The sequence below is a fragment of the Burkholderia sp. Leaf177 genome, assembly GCF_001424345.1.
In the GTDB taxonomy this organism is placed as follows: domain Bacteria; phylum Pseudomonadota; class Gammaproteobacteria; order Burkholderiales; family Burkholderiaceae; genus Caballeronia.
In genome coordinates, this window is sequence record NZ_LMPF01000020.1 from 358358 (window position 1) to 382952 (window position 24595).

Below are 24595 nucleotides of genomic sequence, written 5' to 3' on the forward strand. Positions count from 1 at the left end.
CATTTGCGGGCGGCACAGCGGACCGGGACTACATGCGGTTACGTCGGAGTGAGGGGAGATTCTAACGCCAAATGCAACCGCGAAGCGAGTTATCCACAGGGACCGACCAACTGGTAGAGCGGATCAACTGACCTGTGGACTTCTTTCGAAAACGGTCGCCAAGCACCCTAAACTATTGACGGTCAATAGGAAAACGGTTTAAATAGCGGGTTCCGCAAAACCCGAATTCCTGTACCACCGGCCGGTGCGTCAATTTTTATGTCGCTTCGTCATGCCGCGCGGTCCGTTTTTACCCAAGTGAGACCAACATGAAACGCACTTACCAACCTTCCGTAACCCGCCGCAAGCGTACCCACGGCTTTCGCGTCCGCATGAAGACCGCAGGTGGCCGCAAGGTCATCAACGCTCGCCGTGCAAAGGGCCGCAAGCGCCTGGCAGTTTAAGGGTCGCCGGGTTCGGGTCGCCGAGGTCGCTATTGGTAGCGTCAGCGCCAACCGGCACTCGCCCTGACACGAGCGATGAGCAGGAGACGCGCAGTGCGGCGGGCTCCGGACAGGAAATCGGTCAGTTGCAAGCACGAGCCGCGTTCCCCAAAGCCGCAAGGCTGCTGAAAACGGATGAATATTCATCCGTTTTTCGTTTGCGCCCGTGGCGCCGGTCCCCGCATTTCGTTCTGTATGGCAAGCCGACAGGCAATGAAGCGCGACTTGGACTGGTTATCGGCAAAAAGTTTGCGCCGCGCGCGGTCACGCGTAATCTGATCAAGCGGCTCGCGCGCGAAGCTTTCAGAGTTCGGCGCGCAGAGCTCGGCGGTTGGGACATTTTGCTGCGCATGCATTCGAAGATCGACCGCAAGGCCATGCCGAGCGCGAAATCGCCGCCGCTGCGCACGTTGTGTCGCGAGGAAATCGACGGTTTGATCGATCGTGCCGTGCGCGAAGCCGCGCGACGCATGACGGAGCAAAGTGCACTACCCGCTGTCACTGATCCTACTGTTCCACCCACGCCTGCGGGCTCTTGAGCAGCGCCAGACGGAAAACCGGTCCGCCGGACAAAGTCCCTGGTGCTAAATCCATGCAAACGGCACTGTTTGAAAAATCGGCAAAAACGGCGTTGATCGCCTTATTGCGCTTTTACAAGGTCGCTGTGAGCCCCATGCTCGGCAACCGGTGCCGCTTTTACCCATCGTGTTCTGACTACGCGCGCGAAGCAATCCAGTATCATGGCGCCGCGCGTGGATCATTCCTCGCAGCAAAACGTCTGTGCCGCTGCCATCCGTTTTCGGCTGGCGGCATCGATCTGGTCCCCGTGCCCCCGTCCGCCGCCGGCTGCGTTCAGCAGGATGGCGTGTCAGCGGCCGGCCCGGTCGACGACTCTGCCCCGAGCACATCGAATCCGCCTGATCCCTCTTTACAGAAGGACACGGTCAATCCGGTGAGTTCAAACCCAAACGGCGCCAATAACGCGCTCTTCGATCGACACTGAGACAACGCATGGATATTAAACGTACCGTCCTATGGGTCATCTTTTTCATGTCGGCTGTCATGCTGTTCGACAACTGGCAACGTGACCATGGGCGTCAGTCGATGTTCTTCCCGAGCGCCGTCCCGACCAAGACGGCCGCCACAGCAGCACCGGGAACCACGACGCCGGGCACGCACGCCTCTGACCTGCCCGCCACAGCCGGCGCTCCGGGTTCGCCCGCGGCTCCAGGCGCCGCAGCGGTTCCTGGCGCGAACGCGCCGGCCGCCGACGCCGCGCAACTGGTGAAGTTCACGACGGACGTGTATTCCGGCGACATCGACACGCGCGGCGGCACGCTCTCGAAGCTCTCGCTCGTGAAAGAAGGCGACGGCAAGCAGCCCGACCTGTACATCACGCTCTTCGATCACACGGCCACGCACACGTACCTCGCGCGCACGGGCCTGCTTGGCGGCGATTTCCCGAACCACAACGACGTCTTCACGCTAGTTCCCGGCGGCCAGACGTCGATGGGCAACGGCAACACGCTATCGCTCGCGTTCGAGTCGCCGGTTAAAGGTGGCGTGAAGGTCATCAAGACCTACACGTTCACGCGCGGTAGTTACGTGATCAACGTCGATACCAAGGTGCAGAACGTCGGCACCACGCCGGTCACGCCGCGTCTGTATATGGAACTCGTGCGCGATAGTTCACCGGTGGAAACGCCGCGCTTCTCGCATACGTTTATTGGGCCGGCTGTTTATTCGGACCAGCATCACTTCCAGAAGATCGATTTCAGCGATATCGACAAGGACAAGGCAACGTTTACGCCGTCCGCCGATAACGGTTGGATTGCGATGGTGCAGCATTACTTCGCGTCGGCGTGGATTCCGCAGCAGGGCGTGAAGCGCGATATTTATGTGCAGAAGATCGATCCGGCGTTGTATCGCGTGGGCGTGCAGCAGCCGCTGCAGACCATTGCGCCGGGACAGACCATCGACGTGCAAGCGCGTCTCTTCGCCGGTCCTGAGGAAGAGCGGATGCTGGAAGGCATTGCGCCGGGTCTGGAGTTGGTGAAGGACTACGGCATGGTGACGATCATCGCCAAGCCGCTGTTCTGGCTGCTCGAAAAGATCCATAGCTATGTTGGCAACTGGGGCTGGGCAATTATCCTGCTCACGTTGCTGATCAAGGCCGTGTTCTTCCCGTTGTCGGCGGCGAGCTACAAGTCGATGGCGCGCATGAAGACCATTACGCCGCGCATGACGCAGATCCGCGAGCGTTATAAGGGCGATCCGCAGAAGATGAATGCGGAACTAATGGCGCTTTATAAAACCGAGAAGGTGAATCCGTTCGGCGGATGTTTGCCGGTCGTGGTGCAGATTCCGGTGTTTATTTCGCTGTATTGGGTATTGCTCTCGTCGGTGGAAATGCGCGGCGCGCCGTGGATTGGCTGGATTCACGATTTGTCGCAAGCCGATCCGTTCTTTATTCTGCCGGTGCTGATGGCTGTATCGATGTTCCTGCAAACGCGGTTGAATCCCACGCCGCCGGATCCGGTTCAGGCCAAGATGATGATGTTCATGCCGCTGGCGTTCTCGGTCATGTTCTTCTTCTTCCCGTCAGGGCTGGTTTTGTACTACGTGGTGAATAACGTGTTGTCGATCGCGCAGCAGTACTACATCACGCGGATGATGGGCCAGAAGAAAGTGGCGAAGGCTTAAGTCGTCAAGCTGAATGGTTCGAAATGAGAAACGCCCGGCTTGCCGGGCGTTTTTATGTTTACGATGCGCTTCAAAATCTTTACCGTTTCCCTCCCTGCCCATAAAACTGGTCGACAAGCTCTTCGAGCAAATATCGATGATGAGGCGAAAGCGCTTCAATCTTCGACGCAAGTTCCAGCGTCTCCTCCGAAGCGGGATATTTCTCATCGTGGGCAATCGGCTTTGGCGCACCTTGTGGATTACCGCTCGGCGGCGGACCGTAATGCAACCAATGCTGCTCGACCTTGAACCACGCCGCGAGCGTGGCCAGTTTGTCAGCCGTCGGTATTGAACGCGCGGTCAGCCACTTGTGTGTTGTCTGAGCCGAAACGGGTTCACCGTGGTATCGCAAATTGAAATGCAAAGCGAGATCAGTTGCGCCGCGCATCTTCTCGGGCGCGCGGGTCATCGAAAATTTCAGCCGATCCGAAAAATCGGCTTTCTCTTGGGGTGTTGGCATAGGTCGCGATTGTGCGAGGCAAATGCACTGGCCGAGTCAACCATCCGCGCTAGATATGGCGCAGGCTCCGCATTTTTATCGTGCATGGGAAAAACAATCACAATTTCAGGGTTCGTTCGCCAATCCGTGCAAACGCCTGCCCGAAAGATTTGCGTACACCGAAACGATGCCCACCTCCGGCTCATCCTCCAATCAATCATAGCTCACATAAGATAGATTAAGAATTGTCTTGGGATGGTTGCTTAGCAAAGCGAAATCAAGTCGCCGCGCTACAATGCCGCGACTCATTTACTGCCGTTTTCAATCGAGAAAATCATGTCCAGTCACGACTCCGATCCGATCGTCGCGATCGCTACTGCGCCGGGTCGCGGCGGTATCGGCGTGGTGCGGCTGTCGTTCGGGCGCGCGGGCGAAGCGGCCGCGAAGCACGCCATGCACGCGCTATGCGGCCAGGTGCTCGACGCGCGTCACGCGACCTATGCGCCGTTCGCCGATGCAAACGGTGAAGCAATCGATCGCGGCATTGCAATGTATTTTCCCGCGCCGCATTCGTACACCGGCGAACATGTGCTCGAACTGCAGGGACATGGCGGTCCGATCGTGCTGCAACTGCTGTTACAGCGTGCTATCGATGCTGGCCGTGACTTCAGTCTGCGTCTTGCCGAACCGGGCGAGTTCACGCGCCGCGCATTCCTGAACGACAAGCTCGATCTTGCGCAAGCCGAAGCCGTCGCCGACCTGATCGAGGCAAGCACCGAGGCGGCCGCGCGTTCCGCCGGCCGTTCGCTCGATGGCGCGTTTTCCCGGCAAATCCACGCGCTCGTGGAAGACGTCATCACGTTGCGAATGCTGGTCGAAGCGACGCTCGATTTCCCGGAGGAAGAGATCGATTTCCTGGAAGCCGCCGACGCCCGCGGCAAGCTCGCACGCATTCGCGCGCTGCTCGACAAAGTGCTCGCCGATGCCCGCCAGGGCGCGCTGTTGCGCGAGGGAATGTCGGTGGTGCTGGCGGGGCAGCCGAACGTCGGCAAGTCGTCGTTGCTGAACGCGCTGGCGGGCGCAGAGCTGGCCATCGTGACGCCGATCGCCGGCACGACTCGCGACAAGGTCACGCAGACCATTCAGATAGAAGGCATTCCGATTCATGTCATCGATACCGCTGGTCTGCGCGAGACACAGGACGAGGTCGAGCGCATTGGTATCGAAAGAACGTGGAGTGAAATTGGCCGCGCCGATGTGGTGTTGCATCTGCTCGATGCACGGGAAAAACCGAGCGCCGATGACGCCGCCATATCGGCGCGTTTTCCTAAGGGCGTGCCGGTTGTGCGCGGGTTGAACAAGGCGGATCTGGCGGGCGTGGAGGCATCGGCTTCAATTGCCGGCGATGAGGTCCGCGAGGTCCGGTTATCGGCGAAAACGGGCGATGGAATCGCGTTGTTGCGCGACGAATTGCTGAAGATCGCGGGGTGGCAGGCGGGTGCTGAAAGTATCTATCTGGCGCGCGAAAGGCATTTAATTGCGTTGCGTGCGGCGCGCGAGCATCTTGAGACGGCGGCGGATCATGCGGAGCAGAATTCCCAGGCGCTGGATCTGTTCGCGGAGGAATTGAGGCTCGCACAGGATCAGTTGAATTCGATTACCGGGGAGTTCAGTTCGGATGACTTGCTGGGTGTGATTTTTAGCCGGTTTTGTATTGGGAAATGATCTGACACTGGTCGACATTCAGTCATGCCCAATGGACGGCAACGTTTCGTACGTCGCCCAGATCGGGAACAAATTGCCATACATAATTGATTACGAAATTCGATAGAATTCGAGTTCTTTCCGGCCCGGATTGGACGGCCCATCAACTTTATGGAGCAGGGATATGAAGCTTACAGGCCTCGGTCTATACACCTTCCATGAAGCGTCAAGGCTCACAAAGATTCCCGTTCGGGATCTTCGTCGATGGCTGGATGGGTATTCCTACCGAGACAAGGCTCAGGAAACTCTCATATCAGTGGCACCTTTGTGGGAAACAGAGCTCGCTTCTGACGAAATCGACGGGATTAGTTTCCACGACTTGCTCGAAATTCGATTTGTTCAGGCTTTTCGCAAACATGGCGTAAGCCTCCAAACCATCCGTCTTGCGAGTCGCATGGCTCGTGAGCTCTTGGCAACACCTTACCCGTTTACTGCTCGGCGATTCCAAACCGATGGACGCACCATCTTTGCCTCTGCCATGGAGGAAACGGGCGAGACGGAACTGCTCGATTTGGTTCGACGACAATATGCTTTCCGGAAAGTCATCGAACCTTCTCTCTACCACGGCATCGAGTTTGATCAGGACCAGCTAGCGATGCGCTGGTACCCGGCGCATCGAAGCAAAGCCGTAATGCTTGATCCGGGCGTTGCCTTTGGAAAACCAGTTGTTACGGAAGGCGCTGTTCGCACAGATATCTTGTACGACGCGGTACTCGCTGAGGGGAACAAGAATCTCGTCGCGAGGCTTTACGAAGTGCCTGTCTCCGCAGTGGACGCTGCGATTATTTTCGAAGAAAGCCTCGCCGCGTGAAGTTTTTCGTCGATAACAATTTGCCTCCTGCGCTTGCTAAGGCATTGCACGCGTTGAGTGAGCCTGAAGGGCATGAAGCTTGTCATCTGAAACAAAAATTCGCCCAGGACACCGCTGACTCTGATTGGATCGGCGCCTTGTCAAAAGAAGGGGGCTGGTCGGTCAGTACTCACGACAAGTTGAACAAAGGCTTGGAACGCGAAGCGCTACGACGAGCCGGCCTGATCGTCTTTTTTCTGAATAAAGGATGGTCAAGCCATACGTTCTGGGACAAAGCACACAACCTTGTGCGATGGTGGCCGCGAATCATCGAGCAATCCGAGGGAATTAAAGGGGGAGCCGCGTTCAAGGTGCCGTTCAATTTTTCGGGCAAAGGAAAATTCGAGCAGATCGCCTTGTAGTCATCGGCCGACCATTTTGATAACTTCATCAAAATGGTCGGCCGAACGTACCTCAAATCGCTGACCTCTCCCTACCCCGCCTTCTTCCAAACCGCGGCAAACACCCCCGCGCTCATCAGCAATGCGCCGCCCGTCCGGTTCACTCCGCGTTGAACGCTCGGACGCCTGATCGCCCGACGCGCGACCGATGCCAGCATCGCGTATCCAAAAGCATTTGCCGCCGCCAGGCCAACGAACGTCGCTTCCATGATCGCGATTTGCGAGATGCTCGCCGCGTGGGGATCGATGAATTGCGGCAGGAATGCCACGAAGAAAATGATGCTCTTCGGGTTCAGCACCGTTACCGCGTACGCATGCGCGATGATCCGTCCCGTGCGCAACTCGGCGGGCGTTTGCACCGCGTCGGTATCCACCACGGGCGCGCGCCAAAGTTTGATACCCAGATAAACGAGATAAGCCGCGCCGATGCATTTGACCACCATGAACGTTTCCGCCGATGCCGCCAGCAGCACGCCGAGCCCGAGCATGGACGCTGTCATCGACGTGAGGTCACCGAGGGCGACGCCGGCGGTCGTCGCGAGCGCGTATTTCCGTCCATGTCCGAGTGCGTAGGACACCACGAGCAGCACGGTCGGTCCGGGTATTGCAACGAGGATCGCCGATGCAATCGCGAACGGCAGCCATTGGGCAAGTGTCATGTGAGCTCCTGAAAGAAGCATCGATTAATCCACGCCGTTGTGCTCCTGACAACAATTTGTACAAAAAAATCTGCGTGGCATGCCTATTCGCTGTCGCCCGCGTGGTCATAAGCAATGTGCAAAAAGTGTAAGTTGCTGAGAACAAAGGCTTTTGATGTGATGAATCGATCTTCTATAGCTGACATGACTGAATCGGCACACAAAATGCTCTACGAGAAACGGACTTTGACCAGCGATCGGGTCCAGTAATGCGAAGTGTCTCCTCCCTCACTCGTGAGGTTTAATGCCCGGTTCTACCGAACCGGGCATTTTTTATTGGAAATCGAATCGCACCGCATCAATTAACACTGCGCTTTAAATGCGCACTGCGAATGAAAATGCGGCAATCTGTCATGTTGCGGTCGCACACATCTCGTGCTTGCTCTTTACAAATACTGGTCTACGATAAACGCTGCAAATTAATAATTAGCCGCTGAATACATAGCTATATCCCTAGAGATAGTTGCATGGAGGCTATAAATGAGAAAAAGCGCTGTCGCTTGTGCCGCGGTGATCTACGCGTTATCAGCTATTGCATCAGTCCAGGCTCAGGACAAAGTGATTCAGCCGCAACAAACATTCAGTTTCTTGCCGAATTCGTACGGTTGTTTATCGAAGGATAAGTTCGATTCCGCCGATCAACACGCCCAAGCCGGCGAGCAACAGAAAATGCAAGAATTCTTCTCCGGGTTTCAATGCCTGGCAACTCCCGAAGATGCGCATTTTCGCGTGCTGCGCGTAGTTGGACATGACGTTGAATTCGTCAACGCTTCGAATAGCGATACTCAAGGCTTATGGACAGCAGACCGATTTATCAAGCAATAAGCTTTTGAGGCGATAAATAAATCGGCGGCGTTGGCCGCCGAATTGCGTTTAAGGCACACCGTCAGGCAACAACCTGTGCCGGTTGCGACGCAAACCTCCAGCCCCGACGTTCCCTTCACGCTATTCTCCGCAACCGGCGTACGCGTTCGGTATCATCACGCGTCGGCACACGCGCCATCGGCTGCGTTCATTGCCAAATCTGTACCAAATCCCTTTTACGGCCTCTCATCCGAGGCTTTTCGGTGTTGCATGGCCCTTAAATCCACAATCTATAAAGCTGAACTGCAAATCGCCGACATGGATCGGCATTACTACGGCGATCACGCGCTGACCATTGCCCGGCATCCGTCTGAAACCGACGACCGGATGATGGTGCGCGTCGCCGCCTTCGCCCTATTTGCAAGCGAGCGGCTGGAATTCACCAAAGGTCTTTCAGACACCGACGAACCCGATCTCTGGCAAAAAGACCTGACGGGCCAGATCGAGACATGGATCGACGTAGGTCAACCGGAAGAACGGCGCATTGCGAAGGCGAGCGGGCGCGCCGACAAGGTCATCGTGATTGCGTACGGCGGACGGACGTCGGAAATCTGGTGGCAAGGCGTGAAGGCGAAAGTCGAGCGGATGCAAAACGTGACCGTCTGGTCACTCACCGATGGCGTCGCCGCGGCGCTCGGCGCGTTGGCCGAACGGACGATGCGCCTGCAATGCACGGTGCAGGATGGCGAGGCGTCGCTCGGAAGCGCGAGCGTGGATCCGGTTGCGATCGACTGGACGGTGTTCAAAGGCGCGCCGCGTTAATCCCGGCGGCGCTTTCACGCCTCGGGCGGTCCCTTCAATTCGATCAGATTGCCCTCCGGATCGAAGAAATAGAGCGACGGGCCGAAACCCTCCGCGCCGTATCGACGGGCTTCTTCGCCCAGGCGCACGCCGTTTTCCACGAGATGCGCGCGCAGGGCGGCGGCATTGAACGGATCCACGCGCAAGCACACATGATCCATGTTGTTGCCCACGCACGGCGTGCCGCTTTCCGGCCGGTCGATTTTGGCGCCGACCGCCAGCAAATCGATCAGCGAGCGCCCCGCGCGCATCTGGATCAGGCCAAGTTCGCGCTGCTCTTTCTCGACCGGACAGCCGAGCACGTTGGCGTAGAACTTGACCATGGCGTCGAGGTTTGCGCACCGGATCACGACGTGGTCGATCTCGCGGATGGGGATTTGCATCGAATATCTCCGATATCTCTGATCGTTCGGAAATTCTGCCTGACGCAACCGTCAGCGCGAAAGGTACGGACGAAAAAAAGCCCACTCGTTGCGGAGCGGGCTGAATCCATATCAGGAGGAGACATGGAGGAGACAGTTCCAATATTACACAGTGGGTTCGTACGTTGCAACACTTATCGTAGTAAAAACCCCTATGGTGCCGAAGTGTCGCATCTGCGCGTCATTTGCCTACGCGGTCGTCCATTCGCGAACGGTCGCCGAATGACAGCGCAAGAACCGGCGCGACCCGTAAAGCGCCCGTCAGTACAGTAATCACGTACCCTTCGCCTAGTGAGGAATGTGATGAAAGCCAATCAAAACACTGCCGCGTTCATCGATGCCGAATCGCGCTGGAACGCCATGTCCAGCCGCGATTCCAGCGCCGATGGCGCATTCTTTTACGCCGTGCGCACAACCGGCGTTTTTTGCCGGCCATCGTGCGCGTCGCGGCCGCCGCGCCGCGAGAACGTCGAGTTCTTCGAGAATATCGAGCAAGCCGAAGCGGCTGGTTATCGGGCGTGCAAGCGGTGCCAGCCGGGCGGTTTGTCGCGGGAACTGGCGATCGTCGAGCGTGCGTGCAAAGTGCTCGATGCCGATCCGCAAGAGCGCTTGACGCTCGCTCAGCTCAGCGCCGCCGTGCATGTCAGCCCGTTTCACTTGCAACGGCTGTTTTCGCGGGTTGTGGGTGTGTCGCCGAGACAATATCAGGCGGCCCGGCGCGCCGACGCACTGCGCGGCGCCCTCCAGCGCGGCAACGATGTGACCCGCGCCACCCTGGACGCCGGGTTCGGCTCGACATCGCGCATGTATGGCGCCGCGCCCGCCGAACTCGGCATGACGCCATCGGTTTATCGACGCAAGGGCGCGGGGCTGGTCGTGCATTTCGCCACCGCGCAGTCGGCGCTCGGCACCGTGCTCGTGGCCGCAACCGGCAAAGGAATCTGCAAGATTGCGTTCGGCGATAACCCCGCGGCGCTCGAAGCCGATCTCGCGCTGGAATTGTCGGAAGCCGAGCGCATCGAGGATCGGGCAAGACTGGCGCCGTTTATCGAACAAATCGATGCCTATTTGCGCGGCACGCGCGCGCACTTCGAGCTGCCGCTCGATATCAGCGCAACCGCGTTCCAGCAACGCGTGTGGGACGCGCTGCGGCGGATTCCTTACGGACAGACGCGCAGTTACAGCGATATCGCTGAAGCCGTTGGATCGCCGCGCGCGGTGAGGGCGGTGGCGAGCGCGTGTGCATCGAATCCGGTGGCGCTCGCGATTCCGTGTCATCGCGTGGTGCATAAGGGCGGAGCGCTCGCGGGGTATCGATGGGGAACGGCGCGCAAGGTGGCGTTGTTATCGGCGGAAAAGGAGCATCGCGACGAGGCCGCGCGCGAGACGGCGGAGACGTCCTGATTGAACGCCGCCGCGCCCGATTCGCCCGCAATCAAGCCTGTCCGGCTGCAGCTTCCGTTCGTGGAACCCTACGACTGGCCGCGCGTCCTGCGTTTCTTCGCGGGACGCGCGACGCTCGGCGTTGAAACGGTCGAGGACGGCGCGTATAAACGCGCGATTGAATGGCTCGGCGATCCGGGAACGCTCAGCGTAACGCGGCACGCAACGAAGCCGTGTCTTGTCGCAACAATCGAAGGCGAAGCGACTCGCCACGCCAAGCCGATCGGCGCGCATTTGACGCGCATGTTCGATCTTCAAGCCGATGCCCCCGCCATCGCCGCGCATCTCGCCCGCGATCCGTGGTTTTTGCCGCTCACGCAAGCCGCGCCCGGCCTTCGGGTTCCCGGCGCGTGGTCCGGTTTCGAGCTGGTCGTGCGCGCGATCGTGGGGCAACAGGTCAGCGTGAAAGCGGCATCGACCATCATTGGCCGGCTCGTCCAGCGTGCCGGCACGCCTCTCCCCGATCACCCTCACCCTGATACTGCCTGGCGTTTTCCCACGCCGGGCGCGCTGGCTGCGGTCGATCTCGACAAGATCGGCATGCCGGGCAAACGCGTGGCCGCGCTGCAAGGTTTCGCGCGCGAGGTTGCAACAGGCGCTTTGCCGCTCGACGACCCTCGCGCCGATCGCGACGAACTCCGCGCAGCATTATTGGCGATGCCCGGCATAGGCCCGTGGACGGTCGAATATGTTGCAATGCGTGCCCTGCGCGATGCCGACGCGTGGCCCGGCACCGACCTGATCCTCATGCAGGCGCTCGCAGCGCGAGATTCGTCGATGGCCAAAGCTGCCGCGCTTCGTGCCCGCGCCGAAGCCTGGCGGCCGTATCGTGCGTACGCCGCGCTGCATGTCTGGAACGAGATCGCCGATCGGGCGGGATCGGCTAAGGGCGGCTGATCCGACTTCCACGATCTGCCCGTAACCGCTCGCAAAATCGGGCATCGTTCCAACGCTCGTGCAGCCGAACCGCAAACGCGGCGTCGATCGGGAAAAAACCATCCGCTTCAGGCCCGCGAGAAAACGCCCAAATTCGCGCAAACCCTTACCCGGCAAGGCTTCAAGCACGGCTTACACTGAGATGTTAAAGTGCCCGCTACCTAAAAAATCCGATTTGGCGCGCGCAGTTTCGCGCCGAGCGCAAACGTCGCAGCAATGGCAAATACGAATTCCTCATCCTCCTCCCGCAACGCCTTCCTGGAGCGCCTCGCAGCGCTGACCGCCGGCCCGTCCGGCGCCGCCTTGCGTCAGGGACTGCGCGGCATAGAAAAGGAAAGTCTGCGCGTCACGCCCAACGGCGCGCTCGCGACAACGCCCCATCCGCGCGCGTTCGGCTCCGCGCTCACGCACCCGCTCATTACGACTGATTACTCCGAGGCGTTGATAGAACTGATTACGCCCGCCGATCACGATGTCGCGATCACGCTGGAAAAACTGGACGAGTTGCATCGGTTCGCTTACGCGCATCTCGGCGATGAAATCCTCTGGAACGATTCCATGCCCGGTCAGCTTCCCGCCGACCAGGAAATTCCGATCGGGAACTACGGGACGTCGAATATCGGTATGTTGAAACATGTGTATCGCCGTGGTTTATCGCTTCGATACGGCCGCACAATGCAATGCATTGCCGGGATTCACTACAACTATTCGCTGCACGAAGACGTATGGCGCGCGTGGGCCGCGCTAGACGGCCGAAGCACGGCGCGCATGGTCGATTTCCAGTCCGAACGATATTTCGCGCTGATCCGCAACTTCCGACGCACGAGCTGGCTGCTGATGTACCTGTTCGGCGCATCGCCGGCGCTGAACCGCCAGTTCCTTCGCGATCGTCCGAATACGCTCGAAACGTTCGATGCCACCACGCTTTATTTGCCATACGCGACCAGCCTGCGCATGAGCGATATCGGCTATACGAACAATCCGGCGCAAGCCGCGCTGCTGCCGAGCTACGACACGCTCGACGGTTATCTCGACGTGCTGGCTAAGGCCGTCAGCGAACCGCATCCGCCGTACGAGGCAATCGGCACGCAGCGTGACGGCGAATGGGTGCAGATCAACACTAACGTACTGCAGATCGAGAACGAGTTCTATTCGACCATTCGGCCAAAGCGTGTCACGCAGCCGGGCGAACGGCCGTTGCACGCGTTGTCGTCGCGCGGGGTGCAGTACATCGAGGTGCGTTGTCTCGATATCGATCCGTTCGAGCCGACCGGCATTTCGCTGCAGACATCGCGTTTCATGGACGCGTATTTGTTGTATTGCGCGCTCGAAGATAGCCCGTTGTTGCCGCGCCCCGCCAATGAGGAAGCCAACGAGAACTTTGCGCGCATCACGAAGGAAGGGCGCAAGCCTGGCTTGACGCTGGCGCGTGACGGGCAGGAAGTTTCGATGCAAGGCTGGGCCGGCGAGTTGCTGGATGCTATCGAGCCGGTGGCGCGCGCGCTGGATCGATTGCATGGTATCGATGAACATATCCTCGCCCTTGACGTCCAGCGCGCGCGGCTGGCGGATGTTTCGCTGACGCCGTCTGCGCAGGTGCTTTCCACCATGCGCGAACACGGTCAGAGTTTCGACGCCTTCGCGCTCGACCTCAGCGAAAAGCACGCGGATCATTTCCGCAGCCGGCCGCTCGCGCCGGAAATCGAACGCAAACTGGAAACGCTCGCAGCGAAATCGCTGGAAGATCAGGCAAGGATCGAACGCGATGAAATCGGTTCTTTCGATGCGTTCGTCGGCGCGTATCGCGCATATACGCTAAACCGCATCAGCGTTTAATCCTGGCTGCCCTCGGGCAGCTTTTCCCGCGTCGCGCGCCTTTAGCCGCGGCAACCCTTACCTGTTTTGCAACAGGACGCAACGTACGGAAACGCTCGTGCTTGCGTCGGGTCTGAAAATAGCGACAAATCAAAGTTGGCCGTTCTGCACTCGTACAAATGAGCAAGGCGGTTTGGCCAATCGCTAATACAAAAGGAGCGGGGAAATGAAAATGAGCTTGATGAAAACCACGGGCCTGGCCACAGCCGCAACGGCTTTTGCACTACTTGCAGGCTGTTCGACGACCGGCCAGATCGCCGGCGAAACCATGAAACAGGCCACCGCGCCGCTCACCTGCACGAACAAGGCCGAGTGCGACGCATGGTGGGGCCGGGCTCAGGTCTGGGTGACCAACCATTCGGAATACAAGCTGCAAACCGTCACGGATTCCATCATCCAGACGGCGGGTCCATCGGGTGGAAAACGCGCCCTTGCCTACCAGATCACGAAAACGCCGAGCAACGAAGGCACGGCGACCATCGGCTTCGCGGCGCATTGCGACAACATGCTCGGCTGCGAGCCGAATCCATGGAAGGCCGGCGCGGACTTCAAGCAGTTCGTGCGCGGCGGGCCTTCGCAGATGGGTACGCCGGCGGGAGCCACGGCCGGCAGCAACGCCTTGCCGCCCGTTTCGCCCGCAGCGCCGGCCAAGCCGATTTCGCCAGCAATGCCCGTTCAACCGATGCCGCAGACGCTCGACAACCAGCCCGGTCAGTCGAGCCAAAGCCAGACACCGGAATAGTCAGTGTCGATGCAGAAATCAAAAGAGCCGCGTTCGAAATGGAACGCGGCTCTTTTCATTGATAGCGCTGGAACGTGCTCGGGACAACCCTATCGGCTCGATAGATAAAACCCTTGCATAGGCATTCTTTTAGTTTTCGGCGGTTTTCGTTGGCTCAATGGCGGATCGATGCTTTTCACAACGGTTCGTAGCAACGAACCATTTTTACAAACCACGTCAAGTACAAGGATAAGAGCGCAATTTTCTGCTGCTCACCCAATGGCGTCATAGCGCGAGCTCGCTGCGGCCGAAAAACAACATCGGAAAAAATGGCATGCTCTGCATCTTGAAAATCAATTGCATAGTCAATATTATTCTAAGCACCGAGTTACGCGCCACGGCGCCACCCGAGACTATGTTCTGACCGACTGAAAGCGCTGAAAACCTTTAGCGCGTATATGGATTTACCGATGAACCGCGCTGCCCAAACTACCCGCCTCCTCGGCCGATGCTTCGGCCACTCTGTCACGTCCGCGTTGCTGCATATCCTTCCGCCGAACCTTAGTTCATGGAAACTTGCGCTTTACGTGATCGTGTTCTTATTGCCAGGCGGCTCGTTTGTAGTGTTGGGCGCAGCGTGGTTCGAGAACCGGAAAACCCGCAAGTCGGCAAAGCCTGCAGCCGTCGTCACAAAGCCGCTGCTGTGCAGCCCGAAACGCTGCGACGCTTGAGTCAGGCTGATCACCGCGCGGCGTAACGGCTCGTAACCGATTCCTCCACGCGCGTAACCCCAGTTTCCTTTCAAGCCGTTACCCTTACGTCTGCCCATATGCGCGCCTTGCGCGCGCATTCAGTTACCATTTCGGACCCGTTTCTTCTGGCACTTTGATGTGCTAGAAACGCGCAGCCTCCGACAGGAATCCAGAGCAGATGCCGCACACCCGAATCCCCGTTTTGTATCGACGAACCGCGCTTGTCGTGGTGTTGGCGCTTGCCGGCTGTGCCGTCGGCCCCAATTACAAACGGCCCGATGCCCCCATTCCCGCCGCCTACAAAGAAGCGCCCGAAGGCTGGAAGGTCGCGCAACCAGCTGATCGCATCGATCGGGGAAACTGGTGGACCATTTTTAACGACGCGCAACTCAACGAACTCGAAGGCCGGCTGAATACATCGAATCAGACCATCGAGCAGTTTGCCGCGACGTATCGGCAAGCGCGTGCGCTGGTGTCGGAAGCGCGTTCGGCGTATTTCCCCACGGTGGGATTGTCCGCGTCAGGAACACGATCGGGGTCGGGCAGCCGGTCAACGAACTCGCAGTTCTCGAGTAACGGCGTGAGCAATTCGTACAATCTCGGGCTGGATGCATCGTGGGAACCGGATCTTTGGGGCACTGTCAGCCGCTCGGTGAATGCGCAGCGTGCCGGCGAGCAAAGCGCCGCCGCCGATCTCGCCAACGCGCGGCTCTCGGCACAGGCCACGCTCGCGCAGACGTATTTCCAGTTGCGCTCGCTCGACGCGCAGCAAAAGCTTCTCGACGATACCGTCGCCGCCTATCAACGCACGCTTCAGCTCACGCAGAATCAGTACGCGCAGGGCACGATCGCGCGCTCGGACGTGATCCAGGCGCAGACGCAACTGCAATCGGCGCAGGCATCGGCCATCGACAACGGCGTGTCGCGCGCGCAGTTCGAGCACGCGATTGCCGTGCTGGTCGGCGAGCCCGCTTCCACCTTCAGCATTGCGTCGTCTCCGCTCGATGCAACCCCGCCGGTCATTCCCTCGGATTTGCCCTCGTCCATTCTCGAGCGGCGGCCGGACATTGCTTCCGCCGAGCGCAAGGCGGCGGCGGCGAACGAGCAGATCGGCGTGGAGATCGCGGCGTTTTTCCCGACGTTGACGCTGTCGGCATCGGGCGGATTCCAGAGTTCGGTGTTCTCGCAATTGCTGCGCGCGCCTTCGCAATTCTGGACGCTCGGACCGACCATTGCAGCCACGCTCTTCGATGGCGGTTTGCGCGCCGCCCGCACGGAAGCCGCGCGCGCGGCGTATGACGCGTCGGTTGCGTCGTATCGGCTGGCGGTGCTGACGGCGTTCCAGGACGTCGAGGACAATCTTGCGTCCATCCGCATTCTTGCCAACGAGATCGTGGTTCAGCAGCAGGCGGTGACGTCGGCGCAGCAGGCGCTGGATATTGTGACCAATCAGTACAAGTCGGGCACGGTCGGGTTCATCAATGTGCTGACCGCACAGACCACGGCGTTCACCGCGCAGCAGAAGCTCGCGAATATCGCGGGTCAGCGGATGGTGTCGTCTGTTGGATTGATCAAGGCGCTTGGCGGCGGTTGGGAAACCACGCAGATGAACGAGGAAACCGGGACGGCTGCGGCGCCCGCTGCGGCAAGCTCGGTGAACGACTCAAGCTCAGCGCTTACAACCGGTCCTTTTCTCGCCAAGCAATAATCAAGGCGTGCCTGACCGGTTGAGCGTGAGCTCGACGGAATCCGGTCCGGTATGCCGTCCGAGCAGGTTCAGCAACCCGGCCAGATTCTCGCGCGCTTCCGGCGCGGACGTTGCCACGCCGCTGAACGAACTCGAACCCTGCGATACCGCCCCTTGGCCCGTCAGCATCAACGGTCCGCGCGTGGTCGTCAGGTTGATCGTGCCCGACTGCCCTTCTGCCTGAAACACCACCCGATACGACCCGAGCGGCTTCACGCGCGACACGCGCGACGACATATCGTCGAGCGTCACGATCACCTGGCCGTACGTATTGCGGCCAAGCACGCGCCAGTCGGTCCATGTCAGCCGCACGTTGCCGTCCGGATCGAGCGTATTGAAGGGCGCGCCCAGACCGCTGAGCAAGCTCGCCGGCACCGCGATTGAACCCGACGAAAGCGTTGACCCTTTCGCGCTTGCATCGACGAAAACCGGGTCTGGCATAGCTTCCGTCTGGCCCATCTGCATGCGCACGTGGCCGGTGAACAGCGGCCAGAACGCCGTACGCCATTCAACGCGTCCCGGCAGCAGGGTCGCGCCTTCGCCGCCGCCGCCCGTGGCGAGCATCAACGTGGCCGAGCCTTTCCAGAGCGAACCGGCTGGATCGACGAGATTGACGTGACCGCCCGTGTTCTTGCCGAACTGCGGCACGATCCACGCGGCCGGCAGCATGACAAACAACGTGACGATCACCGATAAAACCGCCACCGCGAACCACGGCCAGGCGGCCAGAAGCCGTCGTGTTCCGTAGTTCATTGTCCCTGGGCCGGTTGCAGCGACGCCGTCAGATCCACTTGGCCATCGGGCTTTTGCGCCGTGATATGCGCCTCGTTGACCTGCACTTTGTATTGCTTGCGGACATCGTCGAGCCAGACCGTCCACTCGGGAAACGACACGTTCTTCAACTGGAACTGCACGGCCGCGCCGACGACCTGGACCTGCGTCGCGGGCATGTTGTTGTCGGCGAGCGATTTGGTCAGCGCGTCGCGCAGCGCGCCGCCGGTCGGCGTGGCGCCTTGCGCGCTGCCGGTCAGCGAGCGCGCTTCGTTGGCTTGCGCCGTCATCTGCGCAAGCTGCGCCTGCATGCGCGGCAGCGAATCGCGCAGACGCGCGCGGCCTTCATACGCGGGCGCCCACAAGACGAGATACACAATGACGATAACCAGCGCCGCCCCGCCCCACATCAAAATGGTCTTTTCGCGCTGCGTCCGGGCGGTCCAGAACTCGTTGGCGGTATCGGTGATTGCCTGTTTCATTGGCCGCTCCTGACGGACCACTTGCCCGTGTTGGTATCGATTGCGCCGGTCAGTCCGTTCGCAATCAGGCGCCGTTGCAGGCCGGGATCGACCTTGGTTTCAGGCTTGAAGGTCACGTCGAGCTTTCTGTCGCGATAATCGAGCGCCGCAATGCCGTTCACCGGAATCGGTCCGAGCGCGCGCGCGAAGGCGTCGGCAATCGAAAGAAAATCCGATGGCGACAGTTGCCCCGATGCCAGCCGCAACCGGTCCAACTGGCGTGCCATCTGGTCGGGTGCATCGAGCACGACGGTGGTTTTCGGGAACGTGTTCAGCAGCAATTCGGTCATCTGCGCGTTGATCGCGTCGCGCTGCCGGGCGAGCTGGATCCACTGGATGTTGATCCCGATCATCGACACGATCAGCGCCCCGGCGAGCAGCGCAACCGGTACTTTCAGGCGCCGCATGGTCGCGCGATCGAGCCGCCACGGCTGGGCGGCGAACTCGAACTGACACAGGTCGAAGCGGTTCGCGAGCGCGTTGCGGGCGAGCACTTCGAACGGCAGCGGTTCGGCGTCCGGAATCGCCACGCGCGAAGAAACCGATGCCAGCCGCGGCTCCGCGCCAGGTACATCGCGCAAGGCGTAAAGCGTCATGGGCTGCGCGCCGGCGAGAGCACCGAGCGTGGTGGGAACGGCATCGGCGGGAATCGCCAGGCCCTCGCCCAGCGCAGCGTGTTCACCGCGCGCAATCGCAATCTCCACGCGCGGCACGGCGTTCGGCGGCGGCGTCAGCGCATCGCCGCCAAGCAGCGAGGGCGCGGTCGGAATCACCTCGCCCAGCACGCCCGCGACAAACGGATTGGGCACGTCGGGGTCGCTTTCGTGCAGCGGCAGGCAGCGCATTGCCGGCACGGCTCTCACATTCCGATGCCCGCCGTTCGCGAACGCTTCCATCAGGAACCGGAACCAGCCGCGATCGATGACCGCCATCACGCGCCGCCCGCTCGCCAGCGCAACGGGATCCACGGCGATATGACAGGTCTGCGGGTCCTGGATCAGCTGATCCTCGACCACGTTAGGCAATGCCTGGCGCAGGCGCGGCCCTTTCAGCGGCGGCAGTAACGCGGCGGTCAGCAACAGGTCGCGCGCGGCGACGATCAGCACCGTTGCGCTTGCGCGTGGCAAAAGCCCGAGCGCGGCGCGGCCGGCGCGTTGCGTGACGTTGCGCTTGTCCAGCAGCAAAAACGGCAGCTCCGGCAAATGCCATTCTTCGGAGCGCACCGCCGGATCGCGCGGCGGCAGTAGGACGATCAATGTGCTCAAAGGCCGCTCTCTTCTCTTCGGGTATGGGTGTTCAGTGCTTGAACGTTATTCACTGTACTTCGCCTCAAAGCTGGTCGCGCACATAAACGATACGCGTCGTGTGCGTCGCCGGATCGCGATACAGCAGCGTGGTCCGGTCCACTTCCGCGCGCTCGTGCTCCACGCGGCCGTGGATCAGGAAGTACTTCGTTGTCACGTCCATCTGGTTCATATCGATGCCATCCGACTTCACGCCCGCGCCCGTCAGCGCGAGCTGCACGTTGCCGACATCGTGGAAAAACACGGTCTCGCGCCGCGCCACGAAGGCCTGCGCCTGCGAAAGCGACATGCCCGGCACCGTCGCGGCGACCACTTCGGCGGTCGCGGTGTTCATGTTCACCGACGTCGTGGTCGGCAGCACGGTCACGAATGGCCGCAATTTCTCGACGATTTCCGGCGAGAAACCCGGCACGTCGAGCAAGGACTCCACGTTGATCATCTGCAGCGGCGCGACGGGCGCGTTGCTGTCGGCGTCGGCCAGGCCGGGGTCGTCGGTGAAATTGCCGCCGCCGGTTCCGCCGCCCGCCGCAAGTCCCTGGACTGCCGATTGCGCCGAATTCGCCGCGCTCGTGCCTTGCGTCTGAAACCGCGTCGCCGATTGCGCCAGCCCCGCGCGCAACTGCAAGGCCACGGTTTTTGCGAGCGACCCGTTGACCCCGAGCAGCGTCAGCAAACGCTGGAACGACTGGATCTCTTCCACGTTGATGGTCAGCAAACCCGGCGTTGGCGTGGAAACGAGGTTGCGCAGGTTGAACTTGGCCTGCGCGTCTTCAATCGATCCCGACAAATACGTCGATGCCCCTTGTTGCGCCCGCACCTCGCCAATCTGCCCGAGGAAATCCGACAAGCGCGTTTTCGCGATCGGCACGCCCCACACGCCGCCGAGGTACGTCACGTTCGGCGCGGTATCGGCTTCCGAGCGCAGGATCAGGCGCGTCCAGTCGAGCGCGCTGCGCGAAATCCATTGCGCCTGCGAAAGCAGCCGCTGGTTTTCGATGCGCCGGATCTGCACTTCCTGCCGCCACAACAAGCCGGACACGATGATCGCCGACAACGCCACCACCAGCAGCGCGCTGATGATCGCGACGCCCTTTTCCCTGCGCGCGGTTTTGGTCGACGAAACGCGCTTCATCATCATTCTCCGATCAGGAAAACGCGCGTGATCGGCGCCGCGAGATTGTGCGCGCCGACTGCAATCTGAATGCCCGTCACGGCGCGCGGCAATGGCGCGTTGCCGAGTTGCGGCACTTTCAGGTTGTTGTCGTTTTGCGTGATCTGCGAGGTCACGTCCGCCATCCTCATCGTCCAGCCGGTTTTGGGCACGTAGGCGCGCGTGGCGAAGGTCGTGACGCCGGCCATCAGCGGAATCGACGCCCAGCCGTCCGCCCCGTCTTCCGCCGATAAAGCCCGCCGCACCTCGCCAATATTCCCAAGCGGCGGCGACGCAAACCGCACGACCAGGCCGTTGCTCAGCCGGTAACGAATCACCTGCAAGCGCGGCGCCGCGCCCGCCGCGTACACGCCGCGCACGATCTGCAACGAATTTCCGCCAATCGATACCGCCGCCTGGCCGGCTTCGTCGTCGGTTGCGGCCTGGCGGGCATCTATGCGCATCTGGTCGAACAGTTGCTGCACCACGCGTTCGTCTTCCATCGCGTTCGTGATGGTCGTGCGGCCGCGCATGATCTGGTCGAGACCGCGCCACGACAGCACCGCGATCACCGCCAGGATCGCGATTGCGACCAGCATCTCGATCAGCGTGAAGCCACATGCGCCACGCGCGCGACGCTCGCCGCGACTGCGCCGCTCAGAGCGAACGATTGGTTTCATTCGCCACCACCATGACCATTTGCGCGAGATTGCCGGGCCGGCCGGGCGATGTGACGAACACTTCCACTTTCCTGAAGATCGGATTCGGCGTGGACGTCACGCGATCCGTGCAAACCAGCTTCAAATTCCCCTGCGAGCAATCGAACGTCTTCGTGCCGATCTCCGGCCACACATGCGTCAGGCGCAACTGCGCGAGTTCGTTGTCGGCGCTCCATCCGGCGAGCAAGCGGTTATGCAGATCGGCCTCGCCGGTGGCAAGAGAACCGACCGCCCGAAGCGACGCCGCCAGCGCCACCGCGATGATCGCCAGCGCAACAAGCACTTCGATCATCGTAAAACCGCGTGTGCGAGCGCGTGTACGTTCGATGCGTGAAGACTTCGCCATCACCGCACCCGATACCGGCCGTTGCCCGTACCCACGATCGTCGCCCGTCCGACCGCCGAGACGATGGTCACTTCCATGGGGGTATCGATGGCTTCCGTACCGAACACCAGCCGGTTCGCTTCCTGATCCGAGCCCAGATACTGAATCGTCACGCCCGTCACGCCGCCTTCCCAGCGGCGCGGCCGCAGCAAGTCATCGCGCAACGGACGCCAGCCGTCTTCGGTACGGACATCGAAACGAAAACCGCCGTCGAGCGGCTGCCACGCGATCGGCCGCGCGCGCACTTGCGCCTCGTCACCCGCCGATTCAAACAAAAGCGCGAGCCGCTGCGCTTCCTCGTTCAGGTCCGTGCGCGGATTGCGCGTCAATTGCAGCGATGCCAGCGACACCAGCAATCCGGCAATCACCAGCACCACCAGCATTTCCAGCAACGTGAAACCGGCTTGCGGCCGCGCCTTCGCCGAGCGATGCGGCTTAAAGGCTGAACGATCCGGCTCGTGCTGCTGGTTCACGTCGGTTACTTCTATAAAAGAGGCTTATTGCCACGAGCCGACATCGGCGTCATTGCCCTCGCCGCCCGGCTTGTTGTCCGCGCCATAGCTGAACACGTCCACTTCGCCATGCACGCCCGGGTTCAAATACTGGTATTGCGCGCCCCACGGGTCGTTCGGCAGGCGTTCCAGATAACCGCCGTCCTTCCAGTTGTTCGGGATCGGATCGTTGGTCGGCTTTTCAATCAGCGCGCGCAAGCCTTGCTCTTGCGTCGGGTAACGGCCGTTATCCAGCCGATACAACTTCATGGCCTGCATGATCGTGCCAATGTCCTGCTTCGCCGCCACACGCCGCGCCTCGTCCGGACGGCTCATGATCTTCGGCACGATCAGCGCCGCGAGAATCCCGAGAATGGCGATCACCACCATGATTTCGATCAGCGTGAAACCGCGCTGACGTTTCTTCTGCGTGCCTTGCGCCGTCTGGAGTGCATCGCGGCGCTTCATCAACATTTGCATGACTTGATCTTCCTTTCCAATTTGATGTCGTTCGCGGCGCGCGCCCTTCAGGTAATCGCGCCGGGATTTCACTGTCTGCCTGCAACAACGCGCGGTTGTTGCGGACAGGAAAGCATTCTATAGGTCTGGCGTAAGGTGATTTCGCCTCGACGCCCGCCGTGTTCGATCCCTTTGATCTCGCGCCGATTCAGCGCACGTAAATGGTCGGTCCCGGCGCATTCGGCGGCAGGAACACTTCTGAAAGCGCACCTTTTCTATCGATGATGATCGAGCGCGCCCGCACTTCCTTGATCGTCACGCCTTGCGTGAGCGGTCCGCCAAGCGAAATGGCTTTTGCCGGTTCGCCGCCATAACTGACGATCGCCGCCGCGCCGTGCTGCAGCGAAAGAATCCCGAACAAATGCACGTCCTGGTTTTCCTGACGCTTCAACTGGCCGCCGAACAAGGTGGCTGCAAGCTCGGTGGACGGTGCGCGCCCGGCCGCCGCCGCCGGCAACGGCGCGCTCTGATGCGATGTCAGCGTGACGATCCACCACGTCAGCGTCGCGCAGAAAACGGCGAGCGCGACGAGCGTAAGAAGGCGGGTTTGGAGGGCGTTCATAGGGTCGACTTCTTCACTGCACTAGATTATTCAATTCGATGATCGGCAACATCACCGCCAGCACGATCACGAGAACGACGCCGCCCATCGCGAGGATCAGGAGCGGCTCGAGCAGGCTTGTCAGGAACATGGTCCGGCGTTCGAGTTCGCGCGCTTCGCCTTCGGACGCGCGGTCGAGCATGGTCGTGACGTCGCCGGTTGCTTCGCCCGAGCGGATCAAATGCACGAGCACCGGCGGGAACGTCTTCGTATTGCCGAGCGCACGCGACAACGACGTGCCTTCGCGCACACGAATGATCGCGTCTTCGACGTTTTCGCTCATCGCGCGATTGCTCAGCGTTTCGCCGGCAGCCTGAAGCGCGCGCAGGATCGGCACGCCGGCCGCCGTCAAAATGGCGAGCGTGCTGGCAAAACGCACGGTGTTATAGCCGCGCACGAGTTTGCCGAGCAGCGGCGCGGTCAAGAGCCATCGGTCGAACGCCATGCGCGGGCCGGGCCGCGCGAGCAGACTTTTGATGAACCAGCTCACCAGCGCGACGCCTATCAGCATGGCCCACCAGTAATTCCGCACGAAGCCGGAAAGCGCCATCATCGCGATGGTGAGGAACGGCAGCGACTGTTTGGTGCTTGCGAATACGTTCACCACTTGCGGCACCACGTAGCTCAACAAGAACGTCACGATCCCGAACGCGATTAACGTGACGATCGCCGGATACGTGAACGCGAGCACGATCTTCTGCTTGAGCGCATTGCGTTGCTCGATGTAATCCGCAAGCCGCGACAACACGAGGCCCAGCTTGCCGGTATGTTCACCGGCCGCCACGAGCGCCCGGTAAATCTCCGGAAAATCGCGCGGATGTTCGGCGAGCGCATTGGCAAACGAATGTCCGCCAAGCACTTCGGCGCGGATTGCAGCCATCAGTTCGCGGATGTAATCGCGCTCCGATTGCTCGGTCAGAACCGAGAGCGTTTCGCCGAGCGGCAATCCCGCGATCAACAAGCTGGCAAGTTGCCGCGTCAGAATGGCCTGCTCGCGCTGCGACAAACGTTTTCCCAGCGACAAACGCTGTTTGCGCTCACCCCGCGTACGCGATCCCGCCGCTTCCACGACAAGCGGCGTCAGCCCTTGCGTTCTCAGCTGGCTGCGCGCGGAACGGGCGCTGTCGGCATCGAGTACGCCTGTTTGCGACTTGCCCGCCTGATCGATTGCTTCAAAACGAAACGCCGGCATGGATG

27 protein-coding genes and 1 pseudogene are annotated in these 24595 nt (G+C 60.6%); 14 read left to right on the plus strand and 14 right to left on the minus strand.

What is annotated here, in order from left to right; all coding sequences use genetic code 11:
* The first annotated feature begins 308 nt into the window (after positions 1-308).
* The 4 genes and pseudogenes from rpmH to yidC all read left to right on the plus strand — a co-directional run bounded on the left by rpmH (position 309) and on the right by yidC (position 3185).
* A complete protein-coding gene (gene rpmH, locus ASG35_RS30775; RefSeq protein ID WP_006998755.1) occupies positions 309-443 on the plus strand; it encodes a 50S ribosomal protein L34 in 135 nt (44 codons plus the stop codon).
* 125 nt (positions 444-568) lie between these two features.
* Positions 569-1021: a ribonuclease P protein component gene (gene rnpA, locus ASG35_RS15275; RefSeq protein ID WP_442854837.1), complete on the plus strand. Its 453-nt coding sequence runs from the start codon at positions 569-571 to the stop codon at positions 1019-1021.
* Between the two features lie 53 nt (positions 1022-1074).
* A pseudogene (gene yidD / locus ASG35_RS32675) lies at positions 1075-1320 on the plus strand (membrane protein insertion efficiency factor YidD); the annotation flags it as partial.
* A 173-nt stretch (positions 1321-1493) separates the two neighbouring features.
* Positions 1494-3185: a membrane protein insertase YidC gene (gene yidC / locus ASG35_RS15285; RefSeq protein ID WP_056358716.1), complete on the plus strand. Its 1692-nt coding sequence runs from the start codon at positions 1494-1496 to the stop codon at positions 3183-3185.
* A gap of 79 nt (positions 3186-3264) precedes the next feature.
* Here yidC and ASG35_RS15290 read toward each other — a convergent pair whose 3' ends face one another.
* Complete coding sequence (locus ASG35_RS15290; RefSeq protein ID WP_056358719.1) at positions 3265-3684, minus strand: hypothetical protein; 420 nt, start codon at positions 3682-3684, stop codon at positions 3265-3267.
* A 315-nt stretch (positions 3685-3999) separates the two neighbouring features.
* Between ASG35_RS15290 and mnmE the strand changes: the two genes are divergently transcribed.
* From mnmE to ASG35_RS15305, 3 genes are all read left to right on the plus strand, one after another.
* The gene (mnmE, locus tag ASG35_RS15295) at positions 4000-5388 is read left to right on the plus strand and encodes a tRNA uridine-5-carboxymethylaminomethyl(34) synthesis GTPase MnmE (RefSeq protein ID WP_056358722.1); all 1389 of its coding nucleotides are present in this window, start codon (positions 4000-4002) and stop codon (positions 5386-5388) included.
* Positions 5389-5551: 163 nt separating this feature from the next.
* Positions 5552-6238 (plus strand): hypothetical protein, encoded by a 687-nt coding sequence (locus ASG35_RS15300; RefSeq protein ID WP_056358727.1) that lies wholly within the window; start codon positions 5552-5554, stop codon positions 6236-6238.
* Positions 6235-6639, plus strand: coding sequence for a hypothetical protein (locus ASG35_RS15305; protein ID WP_056358730.1), 405 nt, complete (start codon positions 6235-6237; stop codon positions 6637-6639). Before ASG35_RS15300 ends, ASG35_RS15305 begins: the two co-directional genes overlap by 4 nt.
* 71 nt (positions 6640-6710) lie before the next feature.
* On the opposite strand, the gene ASG35_RS15310 is transcribed toward ASG35_RS15305, so the two are convergent.
* The gene (locus tag ASG35_RS15310) at positions 6711-7337 is read right to left on the minus strand and encodes a LysE family translocator (protein ID WP_056358733.1); all 627 of its coding nucleotides are present in this window, start codon (positions 7335-7337) and stop codon (positions 6711-6713) included.
* A gap of 519 nt (positions 7338-7856) precedes the next feature.
* Here ASG35_RS15310 and sap1 point away from each other — a divergent pair.
* Together sap1 and ASG35_RS15315 are read left to right on the plus strand one after the other, a co-directional pair.
* Complete coding sequence (gene sap1, locus ASG35_RS30785; protein WP_082508401.1) at positions 7857-8201, plus strand: surface attachment protein Sap1; 345 nt, start codon at positions 7857-7859, stop codon at positions 8199-8201.
* A 249-nt stretch (positions 8202-8450) separates the two neighbouring features.
* Complete coding sequence (locus ASG35_RS15315; protein ID WP_056358735.1) at positions 8451-9002, plus strand: YaeQ family protein; 552 nt, start codon at positions 8451-8453, stop codon at positions 9000-9002.
* A 14-nt stretch (positions 9003-9016) separates the two neighbouring features.
* Here ASG35_RS15315 and ASG35_RS15320 read toward each other — a convergent pair whose 3' ends face one another.
* Complete coding sequence (locus ASG35_RS15320; RefSeq protein WP_056358739.1) at positions 9017-9424, minus strand: VOC family protein; 408 nt, start codon at positions 9422-9424, stop codon at positions 9017-9019.
* 342 nt (positions 9425-9766) lie between these two features.
* Here ASG35_RS15320 and ada point away from each other — a divergent pair, with 342 nt between their 5' ends.
* The 4 genes from ada (at position 9767) to ASG35_RS15340 (ending at position 14459) form a co-directional block, all read left to right on the plus strand.
* Entirely contained in the window at positions 9767-10867 is a 1101-nt protein-coding gene (ada, locus tag ASG35_RS15325) for a bifunctional DNA-binding transcriptional regulator/O6-methylguanine-DNA methyltransferase Ada (RefSeq protein WP_056358742.1), read from the plus strand.
* A gap of 30 nt (positions 10868-10897) precedes the next feature.
* Positions 10898-11803 carry a DNA-3-methyladenine glycosylase family protein gene (locus tag ASG35_RS15330; protein ID WP_056358934.1) on the plus strand — a complete coding sequence of 302 codons (906 nt, stop codon included), beginning with the start codon at positions 10898-10900 and terminating at the stop codon, positions 11801-11803.
* Between the two features lie 255 nt (positions 11804-12058).
* Positions 12059-13678 carry a glutamate--cysteine ligase gene (gene gshA / locus ASG35_RS15335; RefSeq protein ID WP_056358745.1) on the plus strand — a complete coding sequence of 540 codons (1620 nt, stop codon included), beginning with the start codon at positions 12059-12061 and terminating at the stop codon, positions 13676-13678.
* 211 nt (positions 13679-13889) lie between these two features.
* Entirely contained in the window at positions 13890-14459 is a 570-nt protein-coding gene (locus tag ASG35_RS15340) for a hypothetical protein (RefSeq protein WP_235527559.1), read from the plus strand.
* A gap of 562 nt (positions 14460-15021) precedes the next feature.
* Here the strand turns inward: ASG35_RS15340 and ASG35_RS31390 are convergent.
* Positions 15022-15267 carry a hypothetical protein gene (locus ASG35_RS31390; RefSeq protein ID WP_156393177.1) on the minus strand — a complete coding sequence of 82 codons (246 nt, stop codon included), beginning with the start codon at positions 15265-15267 and terminating at the stop codon, positions 15022-15024.
* Positions 15268-15368: 101 nt separating this feature from the next.
* Here ASG35_RS31390 and ASG35_RS15350 point away from each other — a divergent pair, with 101 nt between their 5' ends.
* A complete protein-coding gene (locus ASG35_RS15350; protein WP_056358754.1) occupies positions 15369-16898 on the plus strand; it encodes an efflux transporter outer membrane subunit in 1530 nt (509 codons plus the stop codon).
* Here ASG35_RS15350 and ASG35_RS15355 read toward each other — a convergent pair whose 3' ends face one another.
* The 10 genes from ASG35_RS15355 to gspF form a co-directional block, all read right to left on the minus strand.
* Positions 16899-17690: a type II secretion system protein N gene (locus ASG35_RS15355; protein ID WP_056358758.1), complete on the minus strand. Its 792-nt coding sequence runs from the start codon at positions 17688-17690 to the stop codon at positions 16899-16901.
* Entirely contained in the window at positions 17687-18190 is a 504-nt protein-coding gene (gspM, locus tag ASG35_RS15360) for a type II secretion system protein GspM (protein WP_056358762.1), read from the minus strand. Before gspM ends, ASG35_RS15355 begins: the two co-directional genes overlap by 4 nt.
* A complete protein-coding gene (gene gspL, locus ASG35_RS15365) occupies positions 18187-19494 on the minus strand; it encodes a type II secretion system protein GspL (RefSeq protein ID WP_056358765.1) in 1308 nt (435 codons plus the stop codon). Before gspL ends, gspM begins: the two co-directional genes overlap by 4 nt.
* Before the next feature lie 64 nt (positions 19495-19558).
* Entirely contained in the window at positions 19559-20668 is a 1110-nt protein-coding gene (gspK, locus tag ASG35_RS15370; protein WP_056358937.1) for a type II secretion system minor pseudopilin GspK, read from the minus strand.
* Positions 20668-21363, minus strand: coding sequence for a PulJ/GspJ family protein (locus ASG35_RS15375; RefSeq protein WP_082508403.1), 696 nt, complete (start codon positions 21361-21363; stop codon positions 20668-20670). Before ASG35_RS15375 ends, gspK begins: the two co-directional genes overlap by 1 nt.
* The gene (gspI, locus tag ASG35_RS15380; protein ID WP_056358768.1) at positions 21341-21748 is read right to left on the minus strand and encodes a type II secretion system minor pseudopilin GspI; all 408 of its coding nucleotides are present in this window, start codon (positions 21746-21748) and stop codon (positions 21341-21343) included. Before gspI ends, ASG35_RS15375 begins: the two co-directional genes overlap by 23 nt.
* Complete coding sequence (locus ASG35_RS15385) at positions 21748-22260, minus strand: GspH/FimT family pseudopilin (RefSeq protein ID WP_442854838.1); 513 nt, start codon at positions 22258-22260, stop codon at positions 21748-21750. Before ASG35_RS15385 ends, gspI begins: the two co-directional genes overlap by 1 nt.
* Before the next feature lie 24 nt (positions 22261-22284).
* Positions 22285-22758 carry a type II secretion system major pseudopilin GspG gene (gspG, locus tag ASG35_RS15390; RefSeq protein WP_056358946.1) on the minus strand — a complete coding sequence of 158 codons (474 nt, stop codon included), beginning with the start codon at positions 22756-22758 and terminating at the stop codon, positions 22285-22287.
* Between the two features lie 187 nt (positions 22759-22945).
* Complete coding sequence (locus ASG35_RS15395; protein ID WP_056358771.1) at positions 22946-23359, minus strand: type II secretion system protein N; 414 nt, start codon at positions 23357-23359, stop codon at positions 22946-22948.
* A gap of 13 nt (positions 23360-23372) precedes the next feature.
* A complete protein-coding gene (gene gspF / locus ASG35_RS15400; RefSeq protein ID WP_056358773.1) occupies positions 23373-24590 on the minus strand; it encodes a type II secretion system inner membrane protein GspF in 1218 nt (405 codons plus the stop codon).
* Between the last annotated feature and the right edge of the window lie 5 nt (positions 24591-24595).

Bases quoted from the DNA above. Each gene is read 5' to 3' on its own strand.
- rpmH (WP_006998755.1), top strand. From the start codon at position 309: ATGAAACGCACTTACCAACCTTCCGTAACCCGCCGCAAGCGTACCCAC.
- yidC (WP_056358716.1), top strand. From the start codon at position 1,494: ATGGATATTAAACGTACCGTCCTATGGGTCATCTTTTTCATGTCGGCT.
- ASG35_RS15290 (WP_056358719.1), bottom strand. From the start codon at position 3,684: ATGCCAACACCCCAAGAGAAAGCCGATTTTTCGGATCGGCTGAAATTT.
- mnmE (WP_056358722.1), top strand. From the start codon at position 4,000: ATGTCCAGTCACGACTCCGATCCGATCGTCGCGATCGCTACTGCGCCG.
- ASG35_RS15300 (WP_056358727.1), top strand. From the start codon at position 5,552: ATGAAGCTTACAGGCCTCGGTCTATACACCTTCCATGAAGCGTCAAGG.
- ASG35_RS15310 (WP_056358733.1), bottom strand. From the start codon at position 7,337: ATGACACTTGCCCAATGGCTGCCGTTCGCGATTGCATCGGCGATCCTC.
- sap1 (WP_082508401.1), top strand. From the start codon at position 7,857: ATGAGAAAAAGCGCTGTCGCTTGTGCCGCGGTGATCTACGCGTTATCA.
- ASG35_RS15315 (WP_056358735.1), top strand. From the start codon at position 8,451: ATGGCCCTTAAATCCACAATCTATAAAGCTGAACTGCAAATCGCCGAC.
- ASG35_RS15320 (WP_056358739.1), bottom strand. From the start codon at position 9,424: ATGCAAATCCCCATCCGCGAGATCGACCACGTCGTGATCCGGTGCGCA.
- ada (WP_056358742.1), top strand. From the start codon at position 9,767: ATGAAAGCCAATCAAAACACTGCCGCGTTCATCGATGCCGAATCGCGC.
- gshA (WP_056358745.1), top strand. From the start codon at position 12,059: ATGGCAAATACGAATTCCTCATCCTCCTCCCGCAACGCCTTCCTGGAG.
- ASG35_RS15340 (WP_235527559.1), top strand. From the start codon at position 13,890: ATGAGCTTGATGAAAACCACGGGCCTGGCCACAGCCGCAACGGCTTTT.
- ASG35_RS31390 (WP_156393177.1), bottom strand. From the start codon at position 15,267: ATGGGCAGACGTAAGGGTAACGGCTTGAAAGGAAACTGGGGTTACGCG.
- ASG35_RS15350 (WP_056358754.1), top strand. From the start codon at position 15,369: ATGCCGCACACCCGAATCCCCGTTTTGTATCGACGAACCGCGCTTGTC.
- ASG35_RS15355 (WP_056358758.1), bottom strand. From the start codon at position 17,690: ATGAACTACGGAACACGACGGCTTCTGGCCGCCTGGCCGTGGTTCGCG.
- gspM (WP_056358762.1), bottom strand. From the start codon at position 18,190: ATGAAACAGGCAATCACCGATACCGCCAACGAGTTCTGGACCGCCCGG.
- gspK (WP_056358937.1), bottom strand. From the start codon at position 20,668: ATGATGAAGCGCGTTTCGTCGACCAAAACCGCGCGCAGGGAAAAGGGC.
- ASG35_RS15375 (WP_082508403.1), bottom strand. From the start codon at position 21,363: ATGAAACCAATCGTTCGCTCTGAGCGGCGCAGTCGCGGCGAGCGTCGC.
- gspI (WP_056358768.1), bottom strand. From the start codon at position 21,748: ATGGCGAAGTCTTCACGCATCGAACGTACACGCGCTCGCACACGCGGT.
- gspG (WP_056358946.1), bottom strand. From the start codon at position 22,758: ATGCAAATGTTGATGAAGCGCCGCGATGCACTCCAGACGGCGCAAGGC.
- ASG35_RS15395 (WP_056358771.1), bottom strand. From the start codon at position 23,359: ATGAACGCCCTCCAAACCCGCCTTCTTACGCTCGTCGCGCTCGCCGTT.
- gspF (WP_056358773.1), bottom strand. From the start codon at position 24,590: ATGCCGGCGTTTCGTTTTGAAGCAATCGATCAGGCGGGCAAGTCGCAA.